Raw genomic sequence first — 23,124 nt, forward strand, 5'->3', positions numbered from 1 at the left:
TATGCGTTTAGGCAGCAAAAACAAAAAAACCGCTCAAAAAGAGCGGTTTTTTAAACAAGACGAATCTTATTTTTCAACGCCAGCAGCTTGGCCTGCATATTTCGCGTTTGCATAATCCCAGTTTACAAGACTTTCAAGGAAAGTTTTGATGTAAACAGGACGCGCATTACGGAAGTCGATGTAGTAAGCATGTTCCCAAACGTCTATGGTTAACACTGCAACTTTACCGTGTGCAAGTGGAGTGTCTGCATTTGAAGTTTTAAGGATAGAAAGGTTGCCATTTACTTCGTCAGCAACTAACCAAGCCCAACCTGAACCGAATTGAGTTGTTGCCGCAGCAGCAAATTCTTCAGCGAATTTTTCGTAAGAACCGAACGCTTCATCAATTTTAGCAGCTAAAGCACCTGTTGCTTTACCACCACCGTTTTTAGCCATACAGTTCCAGTAGAATGTGTGGTTCCAAACTTGTGCTGCGTTATTGAAGATACCTGCTTTAGATGCATCACCAGCAGAAGCTGTGATGATTTCTTCTAAAGTTTTACCTTCAAGGTCAGTACCCTTGATTAGGTTGTTTAGGTTAACAACATAAGTATTGTGGTGTTTGTCGTGGTGGAATTCTAAAGTTTCTTTGCTGATGTGCGGAGCAAGATCTTCGTAGCCATATGGAAGTGCAGGTAAAGTAATGGTTGTCATGTTTCATTCCTTGCAGATTTGCTGGGTTTTACTTTAAGTGCATTTATTGTAAATGATTCTATGGACAATAGGGCAGTCTTTTAATACACAAAATATGCAAAAAACTTCGCATGGAGACATATACGATACACAAGATATCGTTAGAGTCTTTCGTGCAGAATATATTCATTTTAAAAGACTCTAAGCTCTAGATGGATTGAGGTGGTGATTAATTTTTAGTCTGCAACGCAGCATGGTAACGGCGATTTACTTCATCCCAATCGACCACATTATAAAAGGCATTGATATATTCAGGACGGCGGTTTTGGTATTTTAGATAATACGCATGTTCCCATACATCTAAACCGAGAATAGGGGTATGACCGTGCATCAGTGGTGAATCCTGATTTGCACTGCTTTCAACAATCAGCTGGTGTTCAGGTGTTACGCTCAGCCATGCCCAACCACTGCCAAAACGGCTAATCGCTGCTTTGGTAAATGCATCTTTAAAAGCATCAAAACCACCGAGTTGCTCATCAATAGCCTTTGCCACAGCCCCAGTCGGTTGCCCACCACCTTGTGGACTCATAACTGTCCAAAACAGTGAGTGGTTGGCATGACCACCTGCATTATTGATCACCATATTTTTAAGATCAGTAGGGACTTCATTGACTTTGGCAACCAAATCTTCCACAGACAGTTTCTCCCATTCTGTGCCTGCAATCGCGCCATTAATGTTATTGATGTAGGTTTGATGGTGTTTACTGTGATGAATTTCCATCGTTTTCGCATCAATATTGGGTTCGAGTGCATCATAGGCATATGGAAGAGCGGGTAAAGAATAAGCCATGTGTTTGATTCCTTTAATCATCAAAGTTTGTTTTATTGGGAGTTTTTAAAGCAGTTTTATTATCCACCTAAAAGTTAATGAGAATCAATATGTTTATTATTTGCATTTTTAGGGTGGAAGGTAGCAAGTTTTATTGTTCATATTGGGTTGGAAGTTCAGTATGTATAACAAGAATGAGATGCAAAGCGTTTTTTTGAAATGATGCTATGTTTTGATTTAAAAAGATGAAAGGCTAGGAATAATATTTTAGAAATTAATAATTTGCTGAAATGGAAGTGATATCGGATGCCATGCGATGTAAGCGCATTGAAAGGACTGGGATGAAAGAAGTCTCATCCCAGTGATTGCTTAAATCGGGTTATTTAGCTCGAAATAAACGTATTCAATATCAAATTGTTCTGAAATGGCTTGACCTAATCGCTGCACACCATAGCGTTCAGTCGCATGATGTCCGCAAGCAAAATAATGTACGCCTAATTCTTTGGCTTCATAGAAGGTACGTTCACTGACTTCGCCTGAAATATAGGCATCACAGTCTTGTTCAGCTGCTTTTACAATAAAATCTTGTGCACCACCGGTACAAAAACCGACTTTTTCAATCATGGTCTTGTCCGCAGGAAGATGGGTGACATCAAACTTTAATTTCTCAGACACAAACTTTTTAAACTCTTCTACAGGCATAGGCTGGTTTAAATAACCAATATTGCCAATAGGATGACGCTCAGATGGGTCAAGCGCTTCAATACGTTCTAGTTCGAGCAAATCTGCAATCGCTGCATTATTTCCAAGACTCGGATGGCTGTCGAGGGGGAGGTGATATGCCAACAAAGAAATGTCATGTTGAATCAGACTCTTGATCCGTTTACCGCGCATACCTGTGATGGGAGAGGCTTCACCTTTCCAAAAATAACCATGATGCACCAGTAAAAGATCTGCATTTTCTTGGATCGCGGCATCTATGGCATCTTGCGATGCTGTCACCGCAGCTAAAATTTTACGTACTTCGGTCTTACCTTCAATTTGAAGGCCATTCGGTGCATAGTCCTTAAACTCAGGTGATTTGAGGGTTTGATCACACCACTGAATAATGTCTTGTAATTTTGCCATATCGACTTAAAAACTCTTTTAAATTGATTACATCGGAACCTATTGTTTATTGTAACTAAAGCATGACAAAACTCTTGCTTATTTTTGTGCTTCGGCTTGAATTTCGCTTTACAATAGGCATAAATTACTTAGTCATCAATGAATTAAAACATTTTAGAGGGTGAAATCGTGCGCAGGACCTTTTCCTGGTTACCTTGGGTATTACTCATTTTAGTCATTGCTGGATTTTTTGCTTGGCAGCAGTATCAAAAGCCAAAAGCGCCTGTGGCGTCCGATGGGATTAAAATGCCTGCTGAAAAGGTGGAGCCTTTAATTAACACCACGCGTACCGGTGGTGTAGTTTCTTATAGCGCTGCAGTGAAAGTGGCTGCACCAGCAGTAGTAAATATTTTTACCACGCAAAAAGTCAAACAGCTTGACCATCCGTTACTCAATGATCCTGCGTTCCGTGAATTTTTTGGCAATCAAATTCCAGATCAGTTTAGCCAAAATAAAAATGAAAACAGTTTGGGTTCAGGTGTTATTGTTCGCCCAGATGGTTATATTTTGACAAACAACCATGTAATTGCTCAAGCTGATCAAATTGTTGTGGCATTGCAAGATGGTCGTCGTGCAGTGGCAAAAGTGATTGGTACCGACCCCGATACCGATTTGGCTGTGATTAAAATTGAGCTGGCAAATCTGCCTGTTTTACCCTTTAAGCTAAGTGGCAACGAAGTGGGTGATGTGGTCTTGGCTATTGGCAACCCATTTGGCGTAGGTCAAACCGTTACGCAGGGTATTATCTCTGCTACAGGACGCTCTGACCTGGGTATTAACACTTATGAAGACTTCATTCAAACCGATGCTGCGATTAATCCCGGCAATTCTGGCGGTGCTTTGATTGATGTCGCGGGGAATTTGATTGGAGTGAATACAGCAATTTTCTCTCAGTCAGGTGGGTCTTTAGGTATTGGTTTTGCCATTCCTGCAAGAATTTGCCAGCAAGTACTGAACTCTATTCTTAAAGACGGCCGTGTGGTACGTGGTTGGCTAGGTATCAGTTTATTGCCTGTTGAACAAGTCAATATTCTAGAGCCTAAAGGGCCAGGTGTGGTTGTCGCGGACGTATTAAAAACGGGACCTGCTGCAAAAGCTGGTTTAAAGAAAGGCGACAAGATTGTGAAAGTGAATGATGAAGTGATTACTTCAACCTCACATTTGATTAATTTTGTGGCTCTACAACCGCCGAATAGCACCATTCAGATTTCACTTGAGCGCGATGGCAAACCTTTAGATGTTGCTGTGGTTGTTGGGGAAAGAAAAGAGCAAAATCAGGACTCTCAATTTATCCCATTACCTGAATAAGACTAAAAAACGTAAATAAAAATGCCTCTTTTATAGAGGCATTTTTTATGTGTAGATGATTTACAGTGTAAATATTAAATGCAGAGCATGATCAGTAGAAAACCTTGTGCATTTTAAATGCCTAAGATTGGTAAATGATGATCTTAGTTTGAGTCGAAAATCAAAGCTCACTTATTTTTACATATTGCCCAATGGCATCAAGCATTCATAACGCGATTAACTTATGTGGAGTGGAAATATAAGTCTAAGTAAAATGAAAGTGTGTGGCTGAGGGTGCATTGTACAGCCTCTCATTACGCTTCTTATTTAACATCGATGATAGTTTTACTTCTAGGAAATGTTGAGCGTAACTTTTAAAAAACCATTGCTGTTATCGTTTTGAATGGTGTTTTTGTTTAAGCGAGGCGCTGATGACTCGGTTGAATCGATCGGAGGATTTATTAAGGCACAAAAAAACAGCAACCGAAGTCGCTGTTTTTATATATCTAGAAATTATGCTTCTTGTTGGATACCCGCAACGAGCCAGTCTTGGGTAGAACCAGCTGGTTTTACAAAGTGCCAAACTTCAGCAAAAGGTTGCGGTAAGCTGTTGAGATCTTCACTTACTGTACCAGTAAAACGTACGCTAACCACGTATTGGCTATTTTCTGTCGCAGAGTCCGCAACCATCGCATTAAGGTTTGAAAACTCAGCTACATCTTGATCTTGATTCGCCATAATGTCTTGATACATAGACTGGTAAAGATCAGGTGTTAAGTAACGCTGAATTTCAGAAATGTTACTTGCAGTGTTCATCGACTGAATATGATTGAAACGTTGACGAGCAATACGTAAGAAAGCCGCAGGTTCTGTACCGTCTGGCAGCTGACTACCACTATTGGTATAGGCAGCGCCAAAAGGTGCGTTGTTTTGTGGTGTAGCAGCTGAACCACCTACAGACTGACCAAAAATATTGCTATTGTCATTTGATGTACGTGGTGCAGCTTGTTGGCCAAACGGTGCTTGAGTTGAACCATTGTTTGGCGCGTATGGATTAGCTGCTACTTTTTTTTTTGCGCCCATTTTACGGAAAATGAAGAAGGCAACAGCAGCGGCAAGAAGAATCCAAATCCAGCTCGGAATACCACCTTTTTCTTCCTGTGCTTGCGCTTGAGAAGCAGAGTTATCATCTGCCAATGCATTTGCAGCAACAGCACCAATTGCAGCACCAGCTACACCAGCCGCAACCATACCGCCGACGCCTGGACCAGATTTAGCTGGAGCCGTAGCAGGCGCGCTAGGTTGTTGAACTGGAGTTGCTTGACGAGGTTGTTGATAAGACTGAGTTGGTGCAGCTTGACGGCTCATGCCGTGGCTTTTACCACCACCTGCACGTTTAGCTTCTGCGGCTAAGGGTGCAACTAAAAGAGCCGCTGTTAAAAAACCAGCAATCAAACCACGCTGTCGAACTTCCATCAAATTTTCCTACTCTATAAAAAATAAATTTTAACTCTACCTTTATGCAGTCTTTCAGCCTAAATTTCAATAAAAAACGTGTTTATTTTATGAGAAATCCAAACGAATGGAATTTAGCTTAGTTGAGTTCGTCACTTAAGCCCATGGCTTCAGTGAGCGCCTCATGTAAGCGCGCCACAGCGATGACCTTCACCCCAGCAATGTCTTTTTGCGGTGCGTTGCCTCGCGGTAGAATAATGTACTTAAAACCATGTTTAATGGCTTCTTTTAAGCGTTCCTGTCCATTGGGGACTGGGCGAATTTCCCCGGAGAGCCCTACTTCACCAAAAACAGCCAGTTGTTGTGGCAGCGCTTTACCTCGCAGGCTAGAGGCACAGGCCAATAAGACAGCCAAGTCAGAGCCTGTTTCCGTGATTTTTAAACCACCGACAACGTTGACATAGACATCTTGTCCAGATGTTTGCACGCCACCATGGCGATGCATTACCGCCAAGAGCATATTTAAACGGTTTTGTTCTAAACCTAAGGCGACTCGGCGCGGTTGACCATGTGCATCATCAACCAAAGCTTGAACCTCAACCAACAGAGGACGTGTGCCTTCACGGCTGATCATCACGATTGAGCCTGCAATGGCTTCATCATAACGACTTAGGAAAATGGCTGAAGGATTCGCCACTTCTCTTAATCCTTTATCGGTCATGCCAAAAACCCCGAGTTCATTGACTGCACCAAAACGATTTTTAACGGCACGAATCATCCGATAACGTGAGTCGGACTGACCTTCAAAGTACAGAACACAGTCCACCATATGTTCAAGCACACGCGGGCCAGCCAGTGCACCTTCTTTGGTGACGTGTCCGACAATGAACAAGGCTGTACCACTATTTTTAGCAAAACGTGTCAGTAAAGCTGCGGACTCGCGAATTTGAGAAACGCCGCCCGGCGCTGACTGGAGTGTTTCGGTATATAGGGTTTGAATGGAATCTAAAATTGCCACGGCGGGACGCTCGTGGGCAAGCATTTCACATATCCGCTCAACACAGGTTTCAGCCATGACTTTGAGTTTATCTGTGGGTAGATCAAGACGATTTGCACGCAAAGCTACTTGAGAAAGTGATTCTTCACCTGTGACATACAATGCCGCACTGTTGGCCGCGGCCATATGCGTTGCTGTTTGCAATAAAATGGTCGATTTCCCAATGCCCGGATCACCGCCAATCAGTACCACGGAACCCGTGACGAGACCACCGCCAAGCACACGATCAAACTCACCAATTCCTGTAGCCAGTCGAGTCTCATGTGAAACTGAAATTTGATTTAAGGTGCTAATAGCAGCAGCTTGACCTGCATAGCCGCCCCCCATTTTGGGCTGCGCACGATGTGTGACTGCAGGTGCAATATTGACTTCAACTAGACTATTCCATTCTCCACATTCAGAACATTGACCCGCCCATTTTGAATGGTCAGCGCCACATTGTTCACAGCGGTAAACACTTTTTGCTTTTGCCATGCTTTATTTGATGCACTATTTGGAGTATTCGATGGTTCAACAGCATACAGAGGATTGCATTTGAAATGAATGCTCTGAATCAAAAAGCCACCCGAAGGTGGCTTAACTATTGAAGATTTTAAAAATGTGCTTTGAAAATAGCCTTAGTACAACTCACCTGATTTACGTTTTTCGACAAAATCACGTGACTCTTTCACAATCACCGTCGACAGCAATAACAAGGCAATTAAGTTTGGAACCGCCATTAAACCATTAAAGGTGTCAGCAAATAGCCAGACTAAATCAAGTGATGCTACACAACCAATAAAGACTGATGCGATGTAAATGAGACGGTACAACAGCACATACTTTTCACCGAGTAAATAAGTACAGCATTTTTCGCCGTAATAGCACCAACCTAAAATGGTGGAATAAGCGAAGAACACAATACCAAAAGTCACGATCCAGCCTCCAACACCCGGCAGTAATTGGTTAAAAGTATGGGTAGTTAATACCGCGCCTGTTTCGCCACCAAAACTATTGCCCGCCATAATAAAGCCCATAACCAAAACGATCCCTGTAATACTACAGACGATAATGGTATCGATAAACGTACCTGTCATTGAGACTAAGCCTTGACGTGCAGGGTGGTCGGTTTTTGCAGCAGCTGCGGCGATCGGCGCCGAACCCATCCCTGCTTCATTTGAGAAGACGCCACGAGCGACACCGTAACGAATGACAGCACCAATTGCGCCACCTGCTACAGCTTCACCCGTAAAGGCATCACGGAAGATCAGTTCAAGTGCAGGCATGACGAGTTCAAGATGGTTGAAGATAATAATGAGGCCACCGAGGACATAGCCAATCGCCATAATCGGAACGATGAAAGAAGCGGCTTTAGAAATAGATTTAATCCCGCCTAAAATAACCAAAGCAGAAAATACCGTAATGACGATACCTGTGATCCATGTTGCAACTCCCGTACTGTTTTCAACAGCGAGCGCAACTGTGTTGGATTGTACTGAACTACCAATCCCAAAAGACGCCAAGGTGCCAAATAGTGCAAAAATCAGTGCTAACCATTTCCATTTTAGGCCGCGTTCAATGTAGTACATTGGACCGCCAGACATTTCACCTTTTTCATTTTTGATTCGGTATTTAACTGCCAGTACGCCTTCACCATATTTGGTTGCCATACCGAACAGGGCTGTCATCCACATCCAAAACACCGCACCTGGGCCACCAAGGACACAAGCGGTTGCAACACCAGCGATATTACCCGTACCAATGGTGGCAGAGAGTGCTGTCATGAGGGATGCAAAGTGGGAAATATCTCCAGTATGAGAATGTGCTTGGTCATGTTTGCCAAATACTTGTTTAAAGGCCAGAGGCAACATGCGGATTTGCCAGAAGAACAAGCGTAATGTGAGGAATATCCCTGTTCCGACAATGAGGACCAACATATAGGGTCCCCAGACCCAACCACTGATGGTTTCCATAAAAGTTTGTAAACTTTGTGTATTCATTTTTCTTTTAGTCCTCTATGTTTTAAAACTTGAAATTTCTAGAAAAATTTTGAGTTTTATTAAGCAATTGATATGCCACAGTCATGCTTCCTGCACGATTTTTTATTGATTTTTAGTCTTGTTGTATTTGTTACACGGAAATTTATTTTTGACAAGTGTTTTGCTGATTTTTTCAACAGGAACTTTTACGTGTCCTTTGTCGTGTTAAATATAAGAAAAATTAATTAACTTTTCAAAAGATGTTGAAAATATAGATTAATACAATTTTATTTTTATTTTTTTGTTCTTTTCGGGTAATTTTGGCGACTGGAAATAAAAGACGACATCAAGAATGAGTTTAGAAAATACAGAATCGACCTCTGAACAAGGTGATTTAAAACGGAGTTTATCCAACCGCCATTTACAACTCATTGCGATTGGCGGTGCGATTGGTACAGGTTTATTTATGGGGTCGGGGAAGACGATTAGTCTCGCTGGGCCATCTATTTTAATCATTTACATGATTATTGGTTTTATGGTGTTTTTGGTCATGCGCGCGCTTGGCGAATTACTGCTGTCTAACTTGAAGTACAAATCGTTTATCGATTTCTCTACCGATTTGATTGGGCCGTGGGCAGGCTATTTCGTTGGCTGGACCTATTGGCTATGTTGGATCACGATTGGTATCGCGGACTTATCAGCCATTATTTATTACCTTCAGTTCTTTAATGGAGGGATGCCGTTCACACCTGGGGAAGGGGTGATGATCAGTGTTGCGGCCATTGTGTTCATCATGGGCTTGAACTTGGTCACGGTGAAACTGTTTGGTGAGCTGGAGTTCTGGTTTGCACTGATTAAGATTATTGCCATTGTGGTGTTGATTGCCGTTGGTCTATGGATGATCTTTACAGGGTTCACTTCAACGACGGGTGAAATTGCATCATTTAGTCATCTTTGGTCACATGGAGGAATGTTCCCAACAGGCGTGACAGGCTTCCTTGCTGGTTTCCAAATTGCGATCTTTGCCTTTGTAGGTGTAGAGCTGGTCGGTACCACGGCTGCTGAAACCAAAGACCCAGAGAAAAATTTGCCTAAAGCGGTGAACTCGATTCCAATTCGTATCATTGTTTTCTATGTACTGTCTTTAGTGATTGTGATGTCAGTGACACCATGGAACGTGATTGATCCAGCGGTTTCGCCTTTTGTGAACTTGTTTAGTCAAGCGGGTATTGCAGCAGCAGCAATCATCATGAACTTGGTGGTATTGTCTTCTGTGATGTCATCAATGAACAGTGGTGTGTTTTCAACGTCGCGTATGTTGTTTGGTTTGTCTCGTGAAGATCAAGGGCCAAAAGCATTTAGCCACTTAAACAAGCGTGCTGTTCCTGCAAATGCATTGTACTTTTCAGCCATTTGTTTACTGTTAGGTGCTGCACTACAGTACTTTGTACCAAATACTGTTGAAGCCTTTACTTTGGCAACTACACTGTCGACGATTTTGTTTATCTGCGTCTGGATTATGATTATCTGGAGCTACATTGTGTATTACAAAACACGTCCAGAGTTACATGTAAAATCGACCTTTAAGCTACCGGGTGGTCTGTTTACCTGTTGGTTTGTGATTGTTTTCTTTATTGGTGTGATCTATGTGTTATCACTAGAAGCCGATACCATGAAAGCTTTAATGGTGAGTCCGATTTGGTTCATCATTTTGATTATTGGTTATTTTGGTTTCTACAAACCGAAACATAAATAATCGATGCGATTGAGAAAAACGCCAGTCTTTAACTGGCGTTTTTTTTTAACTCACTATAATCTTTAGCGCTTAGTGGTTTGGTCATGTATGTTGATCAGGTTATACTTCTTCAAAATATCAAATAGGTGATCAGATGCGTTCTGTCATTTGCTGCATCAGTGTCTTGGTGATGAGTACTGCATTCGTCGGTTGTGGTCAGTCTGGTACATTACATATGCCAAATGATCCAAACTACGACAAGCGAGCGAAATATTTGCTTTATAAAGACGCAGCATCTAAGCCGTCTGTACAAAAGGAAGATACAGCGCCCGTTAAGCAAGAGTTTGCTGCACCTTCAGTTGAAACCAATCAGCCTTAATACCTTAAACGCTTCATAGAAAGGATACATTCATGAGTTTTACCCGCAATCATGGGGTTTTGCACGCTGAGCAATGCTCGCTGCAACAGCTTGCGCAGCAATTTGGTACACCACTGTATGTTTATTCAAAAGCGACTTTTGAAAAACACTTTACAGAGATGGATCGTGCTTTTGACTTTATCGATCATCAAATTTGTTTTGCGGTCAAGTCGAACTCAAACATTGCGGTATTGAATGTCCTTGCGAAGCTCGGTGCAGGTTTTGATATTGTGACCGGCGGAGAACTGGCTCGTGTACTAAAAGCGGGTGGCGATGCTTCTAAAATTGTCTTTTCGGGTTTAGGTAAAACTGAGATCGATGTTCAAAAAGCATTAGAAGTGGGTATTGCATGCTTCAATGTCGAGTCTCATGCCGAGCTAGATCGTATTCAAAAAGTTGCAGCGAAGCTCGGCAAAAAAGCACCCATTTCACTGCGAGTCAATCCAGATGTAGATGCGAAAACGCATCCTTATATTTCAACAGGCTTAAAAGAAAATAAATTTGGTATTCCTTCAGATACGGTGTTTGAAACCTATCAATATGCTGCAACGCTGCCGAATTTAGATATTATTGGTATTGACTGCCATATTGGTTCCCAGTTGACCGAAACACAGCCTTTTGTGGATGCGCTAGATCGTGTGATTGTGATGATCGATCAGCTGAAAACCATGGGTATTCAGTTGAAACACATCGATATTGGTGGTGGTTTAGGCGTGACCTATAAAGATGAAGTACCGCCTACCGTTTTTGAATATGCCAATGCAATGAAGCCCGCTTTAGAAAAATTGGGTTTGAAAGTGTATATGGAACCAGGACGTAGTATTTCGGCAAATGCAGGGGTCCTCCTGACCAAAGTTGATTTACTCAAACCGACTATTCACCGTAACTTTGCGATTATTGATGCAGCCATGAACGACTTGATTCGTCCTGCACTGTATGAAGCATGGATGGATATTCAGCTCGTTACCCCGCGTTCAGATGTCGAGGCAAAAGAGTGGGATGTGGTTGGTGCGATTTGTGAAACAGGTGATTTCTTGGGTAAAGAGCGTCTGCTTGCACTCAAAGAAAATGACGTACTGGCGGTATTGGGTGCTGGCGCTTATGGTTTTGTCATGAGTTCAAATTACAACAGTCGCGGTCGTGCCGCTGAAGTAATGGTGGATGGTGAAAACGCACATTTGATTCGTGAGCGTGAAACCATTGAGTCGCTTTGGGACAAAGAACGTTTATTGCCTGAAGGATAATTCAAGATGTTATTAGAATTTACCAAAATGCATGGTCTAGGCAATGACTTTATGGTGGTTGATTTAATCAGCCAAAGAGCATTCCTTGATACTGTTACGATTCAGCGCTTGGCGGATCGTCATTTCGGCATCGGTTTTGATCAGTTATTGATTGTTGAGCCACCCGATTTACCTAATGTCGATTTCAAATACCGAATTTTCAATGCCGATGGTTCTGAAGTTGAACAATGTGGTAATGGCGTGCGTTGCTTTGCACGGTTTGTACATGAGCGCCAGCTCACTACAAAGACCAAGATTAAAGTGCAAACCAAGGCTGGAATTGTAGAACCTGAACTCGGTCAAAATGGCTGGGTACGTGTGAATATGGGTTATCCAAAGTTCTTGCCACAGGAAATTCCATTTATTGCGGATGCACCAGAAGCTTTGTATGACATTGCTTTGACGAACAATGAGCAATTGACCATTGATGTGGTGAATATGGGTAACCCTCATGCAGTTACAATTGTTCCCGACGTAATCACAGCTGATGTTGCACGTCTAGGGCCTCAGGTTGAATCGCATGAGCGTTTTCCGCAGCGTGTGAATGCTGGGTTTATGCAAATCATTGATGAAAAGCATGCGCGCTTACGTGTGTTTGAACGGGGTGTAGGCGAAACCTTGGCCTGTGGAACTGGAGCTTGTGCGGCTGCGATTTCAGGTATGCGCCGTGGTTTACTCGATTCATCTGTTGAGATTGAGCTCGCAGGTGGTAAGTTGCATATTGAATGGCGTGAAGGTGATGTGGTTTGGATGACGGGACCAACCTCAAATGTCTACGAAGGACGTATCGATCTGAGTTACTATCAAAACTAAGTTTAGCGTCACACAAGAAGCACTGATTCATCAGTGCTTTTTTTATGAAAAATGTACATAGGTATAGAAAGAGCTGAGACAGTGCTACTATGCAAAAGAAAATCAATCTTCCACAGAATAGAACTATAGAGGCTGACTTGTGACTTTTGAGCCCATGCAACTGCTCGCGATGTGGTTAAAACAACGAGAAATACAAAATCAGTCTACCCATACTTTGCAGGCTTATGAACGAGATGTGTCTGAATTTCTGCTATTTTGCGAACAGAAAAAGCTTGAGTTGGGCGATGTTGAAGCTACTGATTTGCGAGAATTTATTGCACAAAAAGTTGAATATCAACAGTTGAGCTCTAGTAGTTTACAGCGGATGTTGTCCTCTATTCGTCAGTTTATGAAATGGGCTGAGCAGGGGCAACATTTGGCTTTTAATCCTGCCGATGACTTTCAACTTAAACGTAAACCTCGTCCTTTACCAGGTCTAGTGGATATTGAAACCATCAATCAAATTTTGGATCAGGCCTTGCCTGAGAAAGAAGTCGAACAGCAAATGTGGTATCGAGACAAAGCTTTGCTTGAGCTGCTTTATTCCAGTGGATTACGCTTAGCGGAAGTGCAAGGCTTAAGAATTAAAGATATCGACTTTAACCGACAGTTACTGCGTATTACAGGTAAGGGTAATAAAACTCGGGTTGTGCCTTTTGGTTCTAAAGCCAAAGATGCAGTAATGAAATGGCTGAGCATTTATCCGCTGTGGAATGGTGATTTTGTGCCCGATGCACAAGTTTTTATTACTCAAAAGGGCAATCCTTTGGGGATGCGCCAGATTGAAAATCGGGTCAAGTTTCAGGCACAGCGTGCAGGCGTAAATATCGATCTGCATCCGCATTTACTCCGTCATTGTTTTGCTAGTCACATGCTGTCAAACAGTGGTGATTTGCGCGCAGTGCAGGAAATGTTAGGCCACAGTAACTTAAGTACCACCCAAATTTATACCCATGTCGATTTTGACAGACTGGCTCAAGTGTATGATCAGACACATCCACGAGCACAGCAAAAGGTGAAAAATTAGTTCATTCATACTTTAAAAATAGTGTCACAGAATGCATGCACTATAGCACTGTGTTTTAGGTTATATGCCAAAGGTCAGAACAAACGGCGTAAACACATTAGGGGATATCTATGAAAGCGCTAGGATGGACTGTGAGATTTGGCATTATTCTTGCTTGAATCAACTAGATCAATAAGTAGCAATGATCGCTCACTTTTGTTAGAAAAAGTGTGATTATGAACTTTTGTAGAATAATAAATCGGCAAAAAATAGAGTATAAACTTAAAAGAGGATGGGCTTAATGTTCCAGTTTAATGAAACGGTAGATTTAAGCTTATATTGAAGATGACAAATGTGAAAATAGGTCAGTATATGATTTCAGATATACAAGCAAAGTATGATCAACTCAGCTCCGCGCAAAAAGATATTTTTGCGGGCTATGGTTTGCGTCAGGTCAAACACTTTGTTGAAATTAGTTTAGCCAATATTGAGCCTGTACTGCCTGAAAATGCATTTGTTCAAGGTGTCAATGCAGCAGGTAAAGTTCAGGCTTTTAATGCAGAGACTGGGCAATACTATTTATGGATTTCCGATTTACAGTGGCAAGCGACTGCACAACCCTCAAATAGCATTGATTTAAAAGACGACTTTCTTGAAGTCTGGAAAATTTTTAATCTTGGACAATATGAATTGATTGATTTAAGTCATATTCATCGTGATTTTTTAGAAAGTCAGTTGGCTTAATGGCATAGAGCGTATATCGAAGCAGTGGGCTATTTTGATCAAGTTTAGGATGATTAAAATAGCCCCGATGTTGCATGCCGAGACGTTTCATTACCGCTTCAGAAGCCCTATTTTGAACTGCGGTAAAAGCAACAACCTCATCCAAGTCTAAAACCGAAAAAGCGAAATATAGGCAAGCCCGTGCAGCTTCTGTAGCATAGCCCTGATGCCAAAACTTCGAGTCCAATCGCCAACCGATTTCGACACAGGGTGAAAAATCAAAGCGTTCAGGTTGAGCATGTAAACCTGTAAATCCAATGAATTCCTGACTATGCTTTAGTTCAACTGCCCAGAAGCCCCAACCATTTTGATTGATGAATTGCTGAAACGTTTGCGCAAGGGCATCGCTTTCTGTTTGTGTGAGTGAACTAGGAAAATAACGCATCACTTGAGCATTGGCATTTAACTGTGCAAATGCAGGAAAGTCATCTGCGCGCCAAGCCCTTAGACGTAAACGCGCCGTTTCTATCGCAAACTTTAAATGCGTTGACATTAGATTTCATCAAGTGGGAGTTGGAAACTTTGTTTAATGATTTGACTTGGCAAGTCTGTTTTGACACTGGTAATGCCATTCTTTTTGGTCAAATGTGTGGATTGGAACTCGCGATAACTTTCTAAATCAGGTACTACAACTTTCAGCATTGCATCGCATTCCCCTAAAATAATGTAGCATTCCATGACTTGAGGGAGCTCTTTCATGGCTTCAATAAAGGTGTCGATGGTTTCGGCATCTTGACCGACCAGCCAAATACGTGAGAACAGAATCAGTTGAAGGCCAATTTTTTGTGGATCGACCACTGTGGTATAATTTTGAATAACACCTGCTTCTTCTAATAGTTTGACGCGTCTTAGGCATGAAGACGGTGATAGACCGATTTCTCGTGCTAAGTCATTATTTTGAATACGACCATTGTCTTGTAAGTGGCGAATGATATTTTTATCAATACGGTCAAGTTTTATGCGCACAGACTTTGGTGATTGTTTCATATCTTAGAATATAATTTGAAAAATACGTTTTATTATAGAATAAATTGAAAGCCAATTTTGTATTATTTCGCACATACTAATTTTCACTTTCTAATGGATGAAAGGGGAAAGGAAATGTCTGTATATGTACTCTTTGCACTGACCGTGCTGCCGCTGATTTTTACACCTGGGCCAGATATGTTATTTATTCTGTCTCAAGTTATGGGCAAAGATGCAAAAGCAGGCATGATGGCGACTGTCGGCGTATGTACAGGCTATTTACTACATTCAATTTTAGTGGCTTTGGGTATTGCTGCCATTATTGTGTCTTTCCCGCTTTTATTTGAAACCATCCGCTGGTTAGGCATTGCATATTTGTTGTATTTGGCCTTTGGTTTATTAAAGTCGGTTTTTAGTACTAAAAAATTGCAACTAGACCGAAAAACGGAAAATAACTTGATCAAAAAAGGCTTTTTTACTGCACTATTAAATCCCAAAGGTATGCTTATCTATTTTGCGATCTTGCCGCAATTTATCGACAAATCTGCCAACACTGTCAGTCAAGGTTTGATTTTATCTTTACTTTTTATCGCGATGATTTTTGTGGTCTACTGTAGTTTGAGTCTGGTTTTTGCAAAACTGACACAGAAGTCCCCAATAGATGAACGTAAACAAAAATGGATTGATGGTACTTCAGGTGGTTTGCTGGCATTGGCCGCGACATGGCTGATTGCCAATTAAACTCAGAGAAGCATGTCAAAATGGCATGCTTTTTTTTTGAGGAAGTTTTTTAGAATGGTTAATAAAGCAGCAATATTGTGTCATCGTATATCTAGAATAATGAGTATTTGAATCTAAGGCTGTGTGATCTATCTTAAATGACAGATTTGTGAAGCCTGATAAAGATGTGAACAGACAGTCAATAATCTATTTGATGGTGAATATTAGAGAAAAGAAATCAAATCTTTGAATAATGTAAATCAGATAAAAATATAATAAAAATCATAACTTAATCTGAGTGCGATTTTGTGCAAATATAGTGCGTACAAAAAAGTATGAACGCGTCGTTCAGCTAAATTTACGCATTTTTACAGCTCTTTGGTGAATTGTGACTTGACCGAAATGCCGTACACATTGCAAGATAGGGCACCTAAAAAAATTTAAGTGAAGAGTTAAACTAACTTTTCTCAACATTTACATTTGCTAAAACAGCCGAGGATTACATGAAGGCTCTTGTTGCTGTAAAACGTGTGGTTGATGCCAACGTTAAAGTTCGCGTTAAGCCGGACAACAGTGGTGTTGACTTAACCAACGTTAAAATGTCAATTAACCCATTCTGTGAAATCGCAGTGGAAGAAGCGGTTCGCTTAAAAGAAAAAGGAACTGTTTCAGAAATCATCGTTGTTTCTATTGGTCCTAAAGAAGCGCAAGAGCAAATCCGTTCTGCTATGGCGCTTGGTGCTGACCGCGGTATTTTAGTTGAAGCTGATGACAGCCAACTGGGTGCTTTAGAAATTGCGAAAGTGTTGAAAGGCGTTGTTGACGCTGAACAACCTCAGTTGATTCTTCTTGGTAAGCAAGCAATTGATGATGACTCTAACCAAGTCGGCCAGATGCTTGGTGCGCTTTTAGGTGCAGGTCAAGGTACTTTTGCTTCTGAAGTTAAAGTTGATGGCGACAAAGTACAAGTAACTCGTGAAATCGACGGTGGTTTACAAACTGTTGAACTTGCACTTCCAGCGATCATCACCACTGACTTACGTTTGAACGAGCCACGTTATGCTGCTCTTCCAAACATCATGAAAGCGCGTAAAAAACCGCTGGATACGAAGTCTCCTGCTCATTTTGGTGTTTCTACAACAACTAAACTTAAAACAGTTAAAGTTGAAGCGCCTGCTGAACGTAAAGCTGGCGTACAAGTGAAGTCTGTAGACGAACTTGTAGAAAAACTAAAAAATGAAGCGAAAGTGATCTAATACAGAAGGATAAAATCATGAGTATTTTAGTTATCGCTGAGCACGACAACAAAGCACTAAATGGTGTAACTTTAAACGTTGTTGCTGCAGCTCAAAAAATCGGTGGTGATATCACTGTATTAGTTGCTGGTTCTGGCGCTCAAGCTGTTGCTGATGCTGCTGCAAAAGTTGCGGGTGTAAGCAAAGTATTACTTGCTGACAACGCAGTTTATGCAAACCAATTGGCTGAAAACGTTGCAGCTTTGGTTGCAGATATTGCTAAAGGTGGTTTCAAACACGTATTGGCTGCATCAACTACAACGGGTAAGAATATTCTTCCACGTGTTGCTGCTCTTCTTGACGTGAGCATGATTACAGACATCATTGCTGTTGAATCTGCAAATACGTTCAAGCGTCCAATCTATGCAGGTAACGCGATTGCAACAGTTCAGTCTGATGAAGCAATCATTGTTGGTACTGTACGTGGTACAGCATTTGACCCAGTTGCTGCTGAAGGTGGTTCTGCTGCGGTTGAAGCTGTAAGCGAAGCAAAAGATGCGGGTATCTCTAAGTTTGTTGCTGAAGAGATCGTGAAATCTGAACGCCCAGAATTAACTGCTGCGCGTATTGTGGTTTCAGGTGGTCGTGGTGTGGGTTCAGGTGAGAACTACCATACTGTTCTTGATCCATTGGCTGACAAATTGGGCGCTGCTCAAGGTGCATCACGTGCTGCGGTTGACGCTGGTTTCGTTCCAAACGACATGCAAGTAGGTCAAACAGGTAAAATTGTTGCGCCTGATCTGTATATCGCTGTAGGTATCTCTGGTGCAATCCAGCACTTGGCAGGTATGAAAGACTCTAAAGTGATCGTTGCGATCAACAAAGACGAAGAAGCACCTATCAATGCAGTAGCAGATTACTGGTTAGTAGGTGATTTGAATACCGTTGTTCCAGAGTTAGTATCTAAAATCTAATTCCTGACAACGTTTCAAAAAACGCTTTTGTGCAAGCAGTTTAAGCAATGCTTAGCTGTCATGTGCAGGAGCGTTTTTTTATGTGCGTAAATCAATCTCAATATTATAAAAAATCAAAATCACTCGATATTTATTTTGTTATTTTAAGTCCTTGTATTTTGCAAATAATAATGAAAATTTAAGCATTTCTTAAGATGAGTGTGCATCTGAATATTCAGATTTATGATACTATTTGCCATCCATTTTTAAGCTTAACTTACACAAAACATTTTTTGTTAAGTTGGGAGTTGTAATCTTGCTGATTGATACGCGTGTATCTTGGTCTGTTCTGATCCTTGCTGTTCTGTGTCTAATTTTTCCATTTTTAGCTGATCTGCAGTTTCCACTTTTAGGTGGTGCTGTTGTACGTGGCGTCGAAAATATTCAAGCATTACTTTTATTGATATTTGCTGTATTTAGCTATTTTTACATGCAGCCAATGCGTCTTTCTGATGGTAAAAAGTATTTTTGGATCTGGGCTGTGCTGTGGTGGTTGCTTTTGTTTGGACGTAGCACCAGTTGGGGTAGGGACTATTTCCCTGAAGTCCCAAAAGTATATTTTCGTGGCATCTCGGTGGTTTTGATTGGTTCAGTCGTATTTATGTTGTTGGTTAAACCATTGCGCCATGAGATTGCGATAAAAATGAAGAACATTACGATACCTGCTTGGGCAATGCTGCTCACGGTGTTGGGTTTGATTATTTCTGACGGCATTGAACACAGTCGCATTTATGGTGGAATTTTCTTACATCAGATTGCTTATAAAGACCTGATGGAGGAGCTATATGAGTTTCCTTTAATACTGGGCTTGTTTATGGTGGCATTTCATATTATGCAGCGCGATAAGCAAGGGATTGATCAGTAAGTTCAAAGATAGGCAAGACATGGCTTAAAGCTCTCAAAAATGAGGGCTTTTTTGCATTTTACGCAACGTTAATAGGGAATGTGATCGGCTGTAAATGTGTATCCTATACATGTGTAAAAAATAACCCCTAAATTAAAGAAAATTAACGAGATTAAGTGTTGTGACGTGACACAAAAATCAGAGTGTTTATGCTATAATTTGCGGCTATATTTCAGTTTTTAGTTCAGTATTTTGAACTAATAATTTTGCAAGTTTTACGACATATAAATGCAAGCGGTTTTACGTTTGTAGAATAAGGAGTATGCATGAGCGTATCGGAAATCAGACCGATTGCGATTGAGGATGAACTCAAGAACTCGTATCTTGACTATGCAATGAGCGTGATTGTTTCTCGTGCTTTGCCAGATGTTCGAGATGGTCTAAAACCTGTTCATCGTCGTGTGCTTTATGCAATGCACGAATTGGGTAATGACTACAACAAAGCTTATAAAAAGTCTGCCCGCGTGGTTGGTGATGTGATCGGTAAATATCACCCACACGGTGATTCTGCTGTTTATGAAACCATTGTTCGTATGGCTCAAGACTTTAGCTTGCGTTATCAATTGGTTGATGGTCAGGGGAACTTTGGTTCGGTCGATGGTGATAGCGCAGCTGCGATGCGTTATACCGAAGTTCGTATGCGTAAGTTGACTCATGAAATCCTTGCCGATCTTGAAAAAGATACGGTGGATTGGGAAGACAACTACGACGGCTCTGAACGTATTCCGCAAGTGATGCCAACGCGTATTCCGAACTTACTGATTAACGGTACTACAGGTATTGCTGTGGGTATGGCGACCAATATGGCGCCGCACAACATGACTGAAGTAGTGAACGCTTGTTTGGCCTATGCTGAAAACCCAAATATTTCAATTGAAGGATTGATGGAATATATTTCGGGTCCAGACTTTCCTACAGGTGGCATTATTTACGGTAAAGCGGGCATTGTTGATGCTTACCGTACGGGTAAAGGTCGTTTGCATATTCGTGGTAAATACCACTTTGAAGAAGACCAAAAAACAGGTCGTACCACGATCGTTTTCACAGAAATTCCATATCAAGTCAACAAAGCGAAAACCATTGAACGTATTGCTGAGTTGGTGAAAGAGAAAAAACTGGAAGGCATTTCTGAGCTACGTGATGAATCTGACAAAGACGGGATGCGTATTGCCATTGACTTAAAGCGTGGTGAAAACGCTGAAGTTGTGGTAAATAACTTATTCCAAAACACGCAGTTGGAAAACTCTTTCAGCATTAACATGGTGTGCTTAGACAACGGCCAGCCAAAGTTAATGAACTTGAAAGACATTGTTGCGGCATTTATTCGTCACCGCCAAGAAGTAGTGACGCGTCGTACTATGTTTGAGTTGCGCAAAGCACGTGAGCGCGGCCATATTTTAGAAGGTTTGACGGTAGCATTAGCAAATATTGATGCGATCATTGAAACCATTAAAACTTCTGCAAACCCAGCTGAGGCGCGTGAGCGTTTACAAGCAGGTGAGTGGGCAGCAGGGAATGTGATTGCATTGCTTGAAAAAGCAGGTTCTGTTTCTGTACGTCCCGACGAAATTGAAGGTGAAGATCCAAGTCGTCCGTTTGGTTTAGATGGTCAGATTTATCGTTTATCGCCTGCGCAAGTTGGTGCGATTCTTGAGCTTCGTTTGCACCGTTTAACGGGTCTTGAACAAGACAAGTTACAAGCTGAATATACTGAAATTTTAGGTCAAATTACTGAACTCACAGCGATTTTAAATGACTTCAATTTATTGATGGCAGTGATTAAAGAAGAATTAGCTTTAATTTTGCAACAATACGGCGATGCTCGTCGTACCGCAATTGTTGAGTCTCGTATTGACTTCTCGCGTGAAGATTTAATTCCTGAAGAGCAAGTGGTACTGACTGTTTCAAAAACAGGTTATGCGAAAACTCAACCACTTTCAGACTATGCTGCGCAGCGTCGTGGTGGACGTGGTAAATCTGCGACCTCGATGAAAGAAGATGACTACATCCAGCATCTGATTGTGACCTCTAACCATGCCACAGTGTTGTGCTTTACCAATGTTGGTAAAGTCTATCGCCTGAGAGTGTTTGAAGTGCCTCAAGCATCGCGTGGTTCAAAAGGTCGCCCAATGGTGAACTTATTGCCACTAGATGCCGATGAGACAATCACAGCAATTCTTCCTGTGATTGATGCGCCGAAGAAATTTAAAGAACGCTTAGCTGAGTTCAAAAACTTTGTGCGTAGCAATGTCGCGACATTACGTGAAAATAGTATTATCGACGCGCATTATGAAGCGTTAAAAGCTTCATTCGATGAGTTGGCTGAAGATGCTGATGAACTCTCTGATGCATTACGTAAGCAATTGAAAGAGTTGGGTGTTGAGCTTTCAACAACTGATTTAGACAATGAAACCGTTGTTGAATTTGCTGATCTTGCAGAGAAAATGCGTAAGAATTTCTTTGTATTTATGGCAACAGCATCTGGTACAGTCAAGCGTGTTGAATTAGAGCAATTTAGTAATGTTCGTTCAAACGGTTTACGTGCAATTGAGCTGAAAGAAGAAGATACCTTGATTGGTGTTGCAATCACCGATGGCGAACAGCAAATCATGTTGTTCTCAAATGAAGGTAAAGCAATTCGCTTCTCTGAAACTGATGCACGTGTGATGGGACGTACTGCAAAAGGGGTACGTGGTATGCGCGTCACTTTAGCTGCAGCTCAGGCCGAAGATGATGGTGAAACCGACACAGATTCAGATGATGAAGAATCTTCTGATTTAAGTGTGGCGAGCCGTATTGTTTCATTGGTTGTTGTGCCTGAAACTGGCGAAGTACTGTGTGCTTCTGCAAATGGTTATGGGAAACGTACGCCAGTTGATGACTTCCCAACCAAGAAACGTGGTGGTAAAGGCGTCATTGCAATCAAAACATCTGAACGTAACGGTGAGTTGGTTGGTGCGGTTGCCATTGATGAATCTAAAGAGTTGATGTTGATTTCTGATGGCGGTACTTTAGTTCGTACTCGTGCCTCTGAAGTTGCTAGAACGGGTCGTAATGCACAAGGTGTACGTCTGATTCGTTTAGGTAATGAAGAAATCTTGGTCGGTGTCGTTGCTGTTGAAGCAGTTGAAGTCGAAGATGATATTTTAGATGCTTCTATTGAAACAACTGAAGAAACTGTGGTTGACGAAGTAAATGTAGATGCATTTGAAAATACAACAGATACCAACACATCGAACGAAGACTAACTGAATGAAAAAGAAAAGGGCGCTTCGGCGTCCTTTTTCGTGTTGGCGATGACCGAGTGGTGGATAAGATTTTATGAAAGCAAAATTACTGGTTTTGAGTTGTGCGTTGGCTTTAACAGCGTGTGATAAATTGGGACAACAGGCATTGGATTCGATCCCAAATCCGAGTCCTGCTCAAGAGAAAGCAGCTCAGCAGGCTTATCAAGCCTTTACTCAGGGCGATTTTCCGCAGCTATATACTTATTTTGAGCCAGAGTTACAGCGTAAATTTAAAACTCATGAAAAAGACATGCGCAAATTTGCAAAATCGATTCCTAAACAAGCCATAACGACTCAAAAAATTGTATCGAAACATATTGAAAAATCGACAGAAAAACCAAGTTTGTATGCAGTTACCTATGAGTATGCTTATAGCAATAAAAACCTAGTTCAATATGATGTTGGTTTTGACAAAGCCGGCGGAAGCACAAAAATTCGCAGCTTTGATGTCAAACTTTATGGGGCTTCAACGGATTAAATGGATAGGATTGCTATCA

General features: G+C 41.5%; 21 protein-coding genes. 13 read left to right on the forward strand and 8 right to left on the reverse strand.

Translation table 11 applies throughout. From position 1 onward, the window contains the following. Window positions 1-66: 66 nt before the first annotated feature. The 3 genes from ACFN7Z_RS04645 to ACFN7Z_RS04655 form a co-directional block, all read right to left on the reverse strand. Entirely contained in the window at window positions 67-693 is a 627-nt protein-coding gene (locus tag ACFN7Z_RS04645; protein ID WP_010327236.1) for a superoxide dismutase, read from the reverse strand. Window positions 694-901: 208 nt separating this feature from the next. Beyond that, window positions 902-1,522, reverse strand: coding sequence for a superoxide dismutase (locus ACFN7Z_RS04650; protein ID WP_010327235.1), 621 nt, complete (start codon window positions 1,520-1,522; stop codon window positions 902-904). Between the two features lie 348 nt (window positions 1,523-1,870). Then, window positions 1,871-2,629, reverse strand: coding sequence for a Nif3-like dinuclear metal center hexameric protein (locus tag ACFN7Z_RS04655; RefSeq protein ID WP_010327234.1), 759 nt, complete (start codon window positions 2,627-2,629; stop codon window positions 1,871-1,873). A 168-nt stretch (window positions 2,630-2,797) separates the two neighbouring features. Between ACFN7Z_RS04655 and ACFN7Z_RS04660 the strand changes: the two genes are divergently transcribed. After that, window positions 2,798-3,976 carry a S1C family serine protease gene (locus ACFN7Z_RS04660; protein ID WP_010327233.1) on the forward strand — a complete coding sequence of 393 codons (1,179 nt, stop codon included), beginning with the start codon at window positions 2,798-2,800 and terminating at the stop codon, window positions 3,974-3,976. A 492-nt stretch (window positions 3,977-4,468) separates the two neighbouring features. On the opposite strand, the gene ACFN7Z_RS04665 is transcribed toward ACFN7Z_RS04660, so the two are convergent. The 3 genes from ACFN7Z_RS04665 to ACFN7Z_RS04675 form a co-directional block, all read right to left on the reverse strand. Then, complete coding sequence (locus tag ACFN7Z_RS04665) at window positions 4,469-5,431, reverse strand: Tim44 domain-containing protein (protein WP_010327232.1); 963 nt, start codon at window positions 5,429-5,431, stop codon at window positions 4,469-4,471. Window positions 5,432-5,549: 118 nt separating this feature from the next. Then, on the reverse strand, window positions 5,550-6,941 hold the full coding sequence (gene radA / locus ACFN7Z_RS04670) for a DNA repair protein RadA (RefSeq protein ID WP_004982587.1): 1,392 nt from the start codon (window positions 6,939-6,941) through the stop codon (window positions 5,550-5,552). Between the two features lie 143 nt (window positions 6,942-7,084). Further along, window positions 7,085-8,446 (reverse strand): sodium:alanine symporter family protein, encoded by a 1,362-nt coding sequence (locus ACFN7Z_RS04675; RefSeq protein WP_005400491.1) that lies wholly within the window; start codon window positions 8,444-8,446, stop codon window positions 7,085-7,087. A gap of 331 nt (window positions 8,447-8,777) precedes the next feature. On the opposite strand from ACFN7Z_RS04675, the gene ACFN7Z_RS04680 reads away from it, so the two are divergent. The 6 genes from ACFN7Z_RS04680 to ACFN7Z_RS04705 all read left to right on the forward strand — a co-directional run bounded on the left by ACFN7Z_RS04680 (window position 8,778) and on the right by ACFN7Z_RS04705 (window position 14,463). Further along, window positions 8,778-10,181, forward strand: coding sequence for an amino acid permease (locus ACFN7Z_RS04680; RefSeq protein ID WP_010327231.1), 1,404 nt, complete (start codon window positions 8,778-8,780; stop codon window positions 10,179-10,181). 133 nt (window positions 10,182-10,314) lie between these two features. Further along, on the forward strand, window positions 10,315-10,539 hold the full coding sequence (locus ACFN7Z_RS04685) for a hypothetical protein (protein WP_010327230.1): 225 nt from the start codon (window positions 10,315-10,317) through the stop codon (window positions 10,537-10,539). A 32-nt stretch (window positions 10,540-10,571) separates the two neighbouring features. Further along, on the forward strand, window positions 10,572-11,822 hold the full coding sequence (gene lysA / locus ACFN7Z_RS04690; protein ID WP_010327229.1) for a diaminopimelate decarboxylase: 1,251 nt from the start codon (window positions 10,572-10,574) through the stop codon (window positions 11,820-11,822). Window positions 11,823-11,828: 6 nt separating this feature from the next. After that, a complete protein-coding gene (gene dapF, locus ACFN7Z_RS04695) occupies window positions 11,829-12,674 on the forward strand; it encodes a diaminopimelate epimerase (RefSeq protein ID WP_010327228.1) in 846 nt (281 codons plus the stop codon). 154 nt (window positions 12,675-12,828) lie between these two features. Next, window positions 12,829-13,740 carry a tyrosine recombinase XerC gene (locus ACFN7Z_RS04700; protein ID WP_035330499.1) on the forward strand — a complete coding sequence of 304 codons (912 nt, stop codon included), beginning with the start codon at window positions 12,829-12,831 and terminating at the stop codon, window positions 13,738-13,740. A 324-nt stretch (window positions 13,741-14,064) separates the two neighbouring features. Then, window positions 14,065-14,463, forward strand: a complete 399-nt coding sequence (locus ACFN7Z_RS04705; RefSeq protein WP_010327226.1) for a hypothetical protein — start codon at window positions 14,065-14,067, stop codon at window positions 14,461-14,463. Here the strand turns inward: ACFN7Z_RS04705 and ACFN7Z_RS04710 are convergent. Beyond that, window positions 14,390-14,995: a GNAT family N-acetyltransferase gene (locus ACFN7Z_RS04710; protein WP_010327225.1), complete on the reverse strand. Its 606-nt coding sequence runs from the start codon at window positions 14,993-14,995 to the stop codon at window positions 14,390-14,392. The two genes, ACFN7Z_RS04705 and ACFN7Z_RS04710, sit on opposite strands and share 74 nt — an antisense overlap. Beyond that, window positions 14,995-15,489: an Lrp/AsnC family transcriptional regulator gene (locus ACFN7Z_RS04715; protein WP_004695793.1), complete on the reverse strand. Its 495-nt coding sequence runs from the start codon at window positions 15,487-15,489 to the stop codon at window positions 14,995-14,997. The genes ACFN7Z_RS04710 and ACFN7Z_RS04715 overlap by 1 nt, the downstream gene beginning before the upstream one ends. 114 nt (window positions 15,490-15,603) lie before the next feature. On the opposite strand from ACFN7Z_RS04715, the gene ACFN7Z_RS04720 reads away from it, so the two are divergent. The 6 genes from ACFN7Z_RS04720 to ACFN7Z_RS04745 all read left to right on the forward strand — a co-directional run bounded on the left by ACFN7Z_RS04720 (window position 15,604) and on the right by ACFN7Z_RS04745 (window position 23,105). After that, window positions 15,604-16,209: a LysE family translocator gene (locus ACFN7Z_RS04720; protein ID WP_010327224.1), complete on the forward strand. Its 606-nt coding sequence runs from the start codon at window positions 15,604-15,606 to the stop codon at window positions 16,207-16,209. A gap of 482 nt (window positions 16,210-16,691) precedes the next feature. Next, window positions 16,692-17,444, forward strand: coding sequence for an electron transfer flavoprotein subunit beta/FixA family protein (locus ACFN7Z_RS04725; RefSeq protein ID WP_395442589.1), 753 nt, complete (start codon window positions 16,692-16,694; stop codon window positions 17,442-17,444). Window positions 17,445-17,461: 17 nt separating this feature from the next. After that, window positions 17,462-18,397: an FAD-binding protein gene (locus ACFN7Z_RS04730; protein ID WP_010327223.1), complete on the forward strand. Its 936-nt coding sequence runs from the start codon at window positions 17,462-17,464 to the stop codon at window positions 18,395-18,397. 295 nt (window positions 18,398-18,692) lie between these two features. After that, window positions 18,693-19,301, forward strand: a complete 609-nt coding sequence (locus tag ACFN7Z_RS04735) for a hypothetical protein (protein WP_010327222.1) — start codon at window positions 18,693-18,695, stop codon at window positions 19,299-19,301. Between the two features lie 305 nt (window positions 19,302-19,606). After that, the gene (gene gyrA / locus ACFN7Z_RS04740) at window positions 19,607-22,588 is read left to right on the forward strand and encodes a DNA gyrase subunit A (protein ID WP_094148339.1); all 2,982 of its coding nucleotides are present in this window, start codon (window positions 19,607-19,609) and stop codon (window positions 22,586-22,588) included. A gap of 73 nt (window positions 22,589-22,661) precedes the next feature. Then, complete coding sequence (locus tag ACFN7Z_RS04745; RefSeq protein ID WP_004982555.1) at window positions 22,662-23,105, forward strand: hypothetical protein; 444 nt, start codon at window positions 22,662-22,664, stop codon at window positions 23,103-23,105. The last annotated feature ends 19 nt before the right edge of the window (window positions 23,106-23,124 follow it).

The organism is Acinetobacter sp. P1332 (assembly GCF_044057475.1).
Lineage (GTDB): Bacteria > Pseudomonadota > Gammaproteobacteria > Pseudomonadales > Moraxellaceae > Acinetobacter > Acinetobacter johnsonii.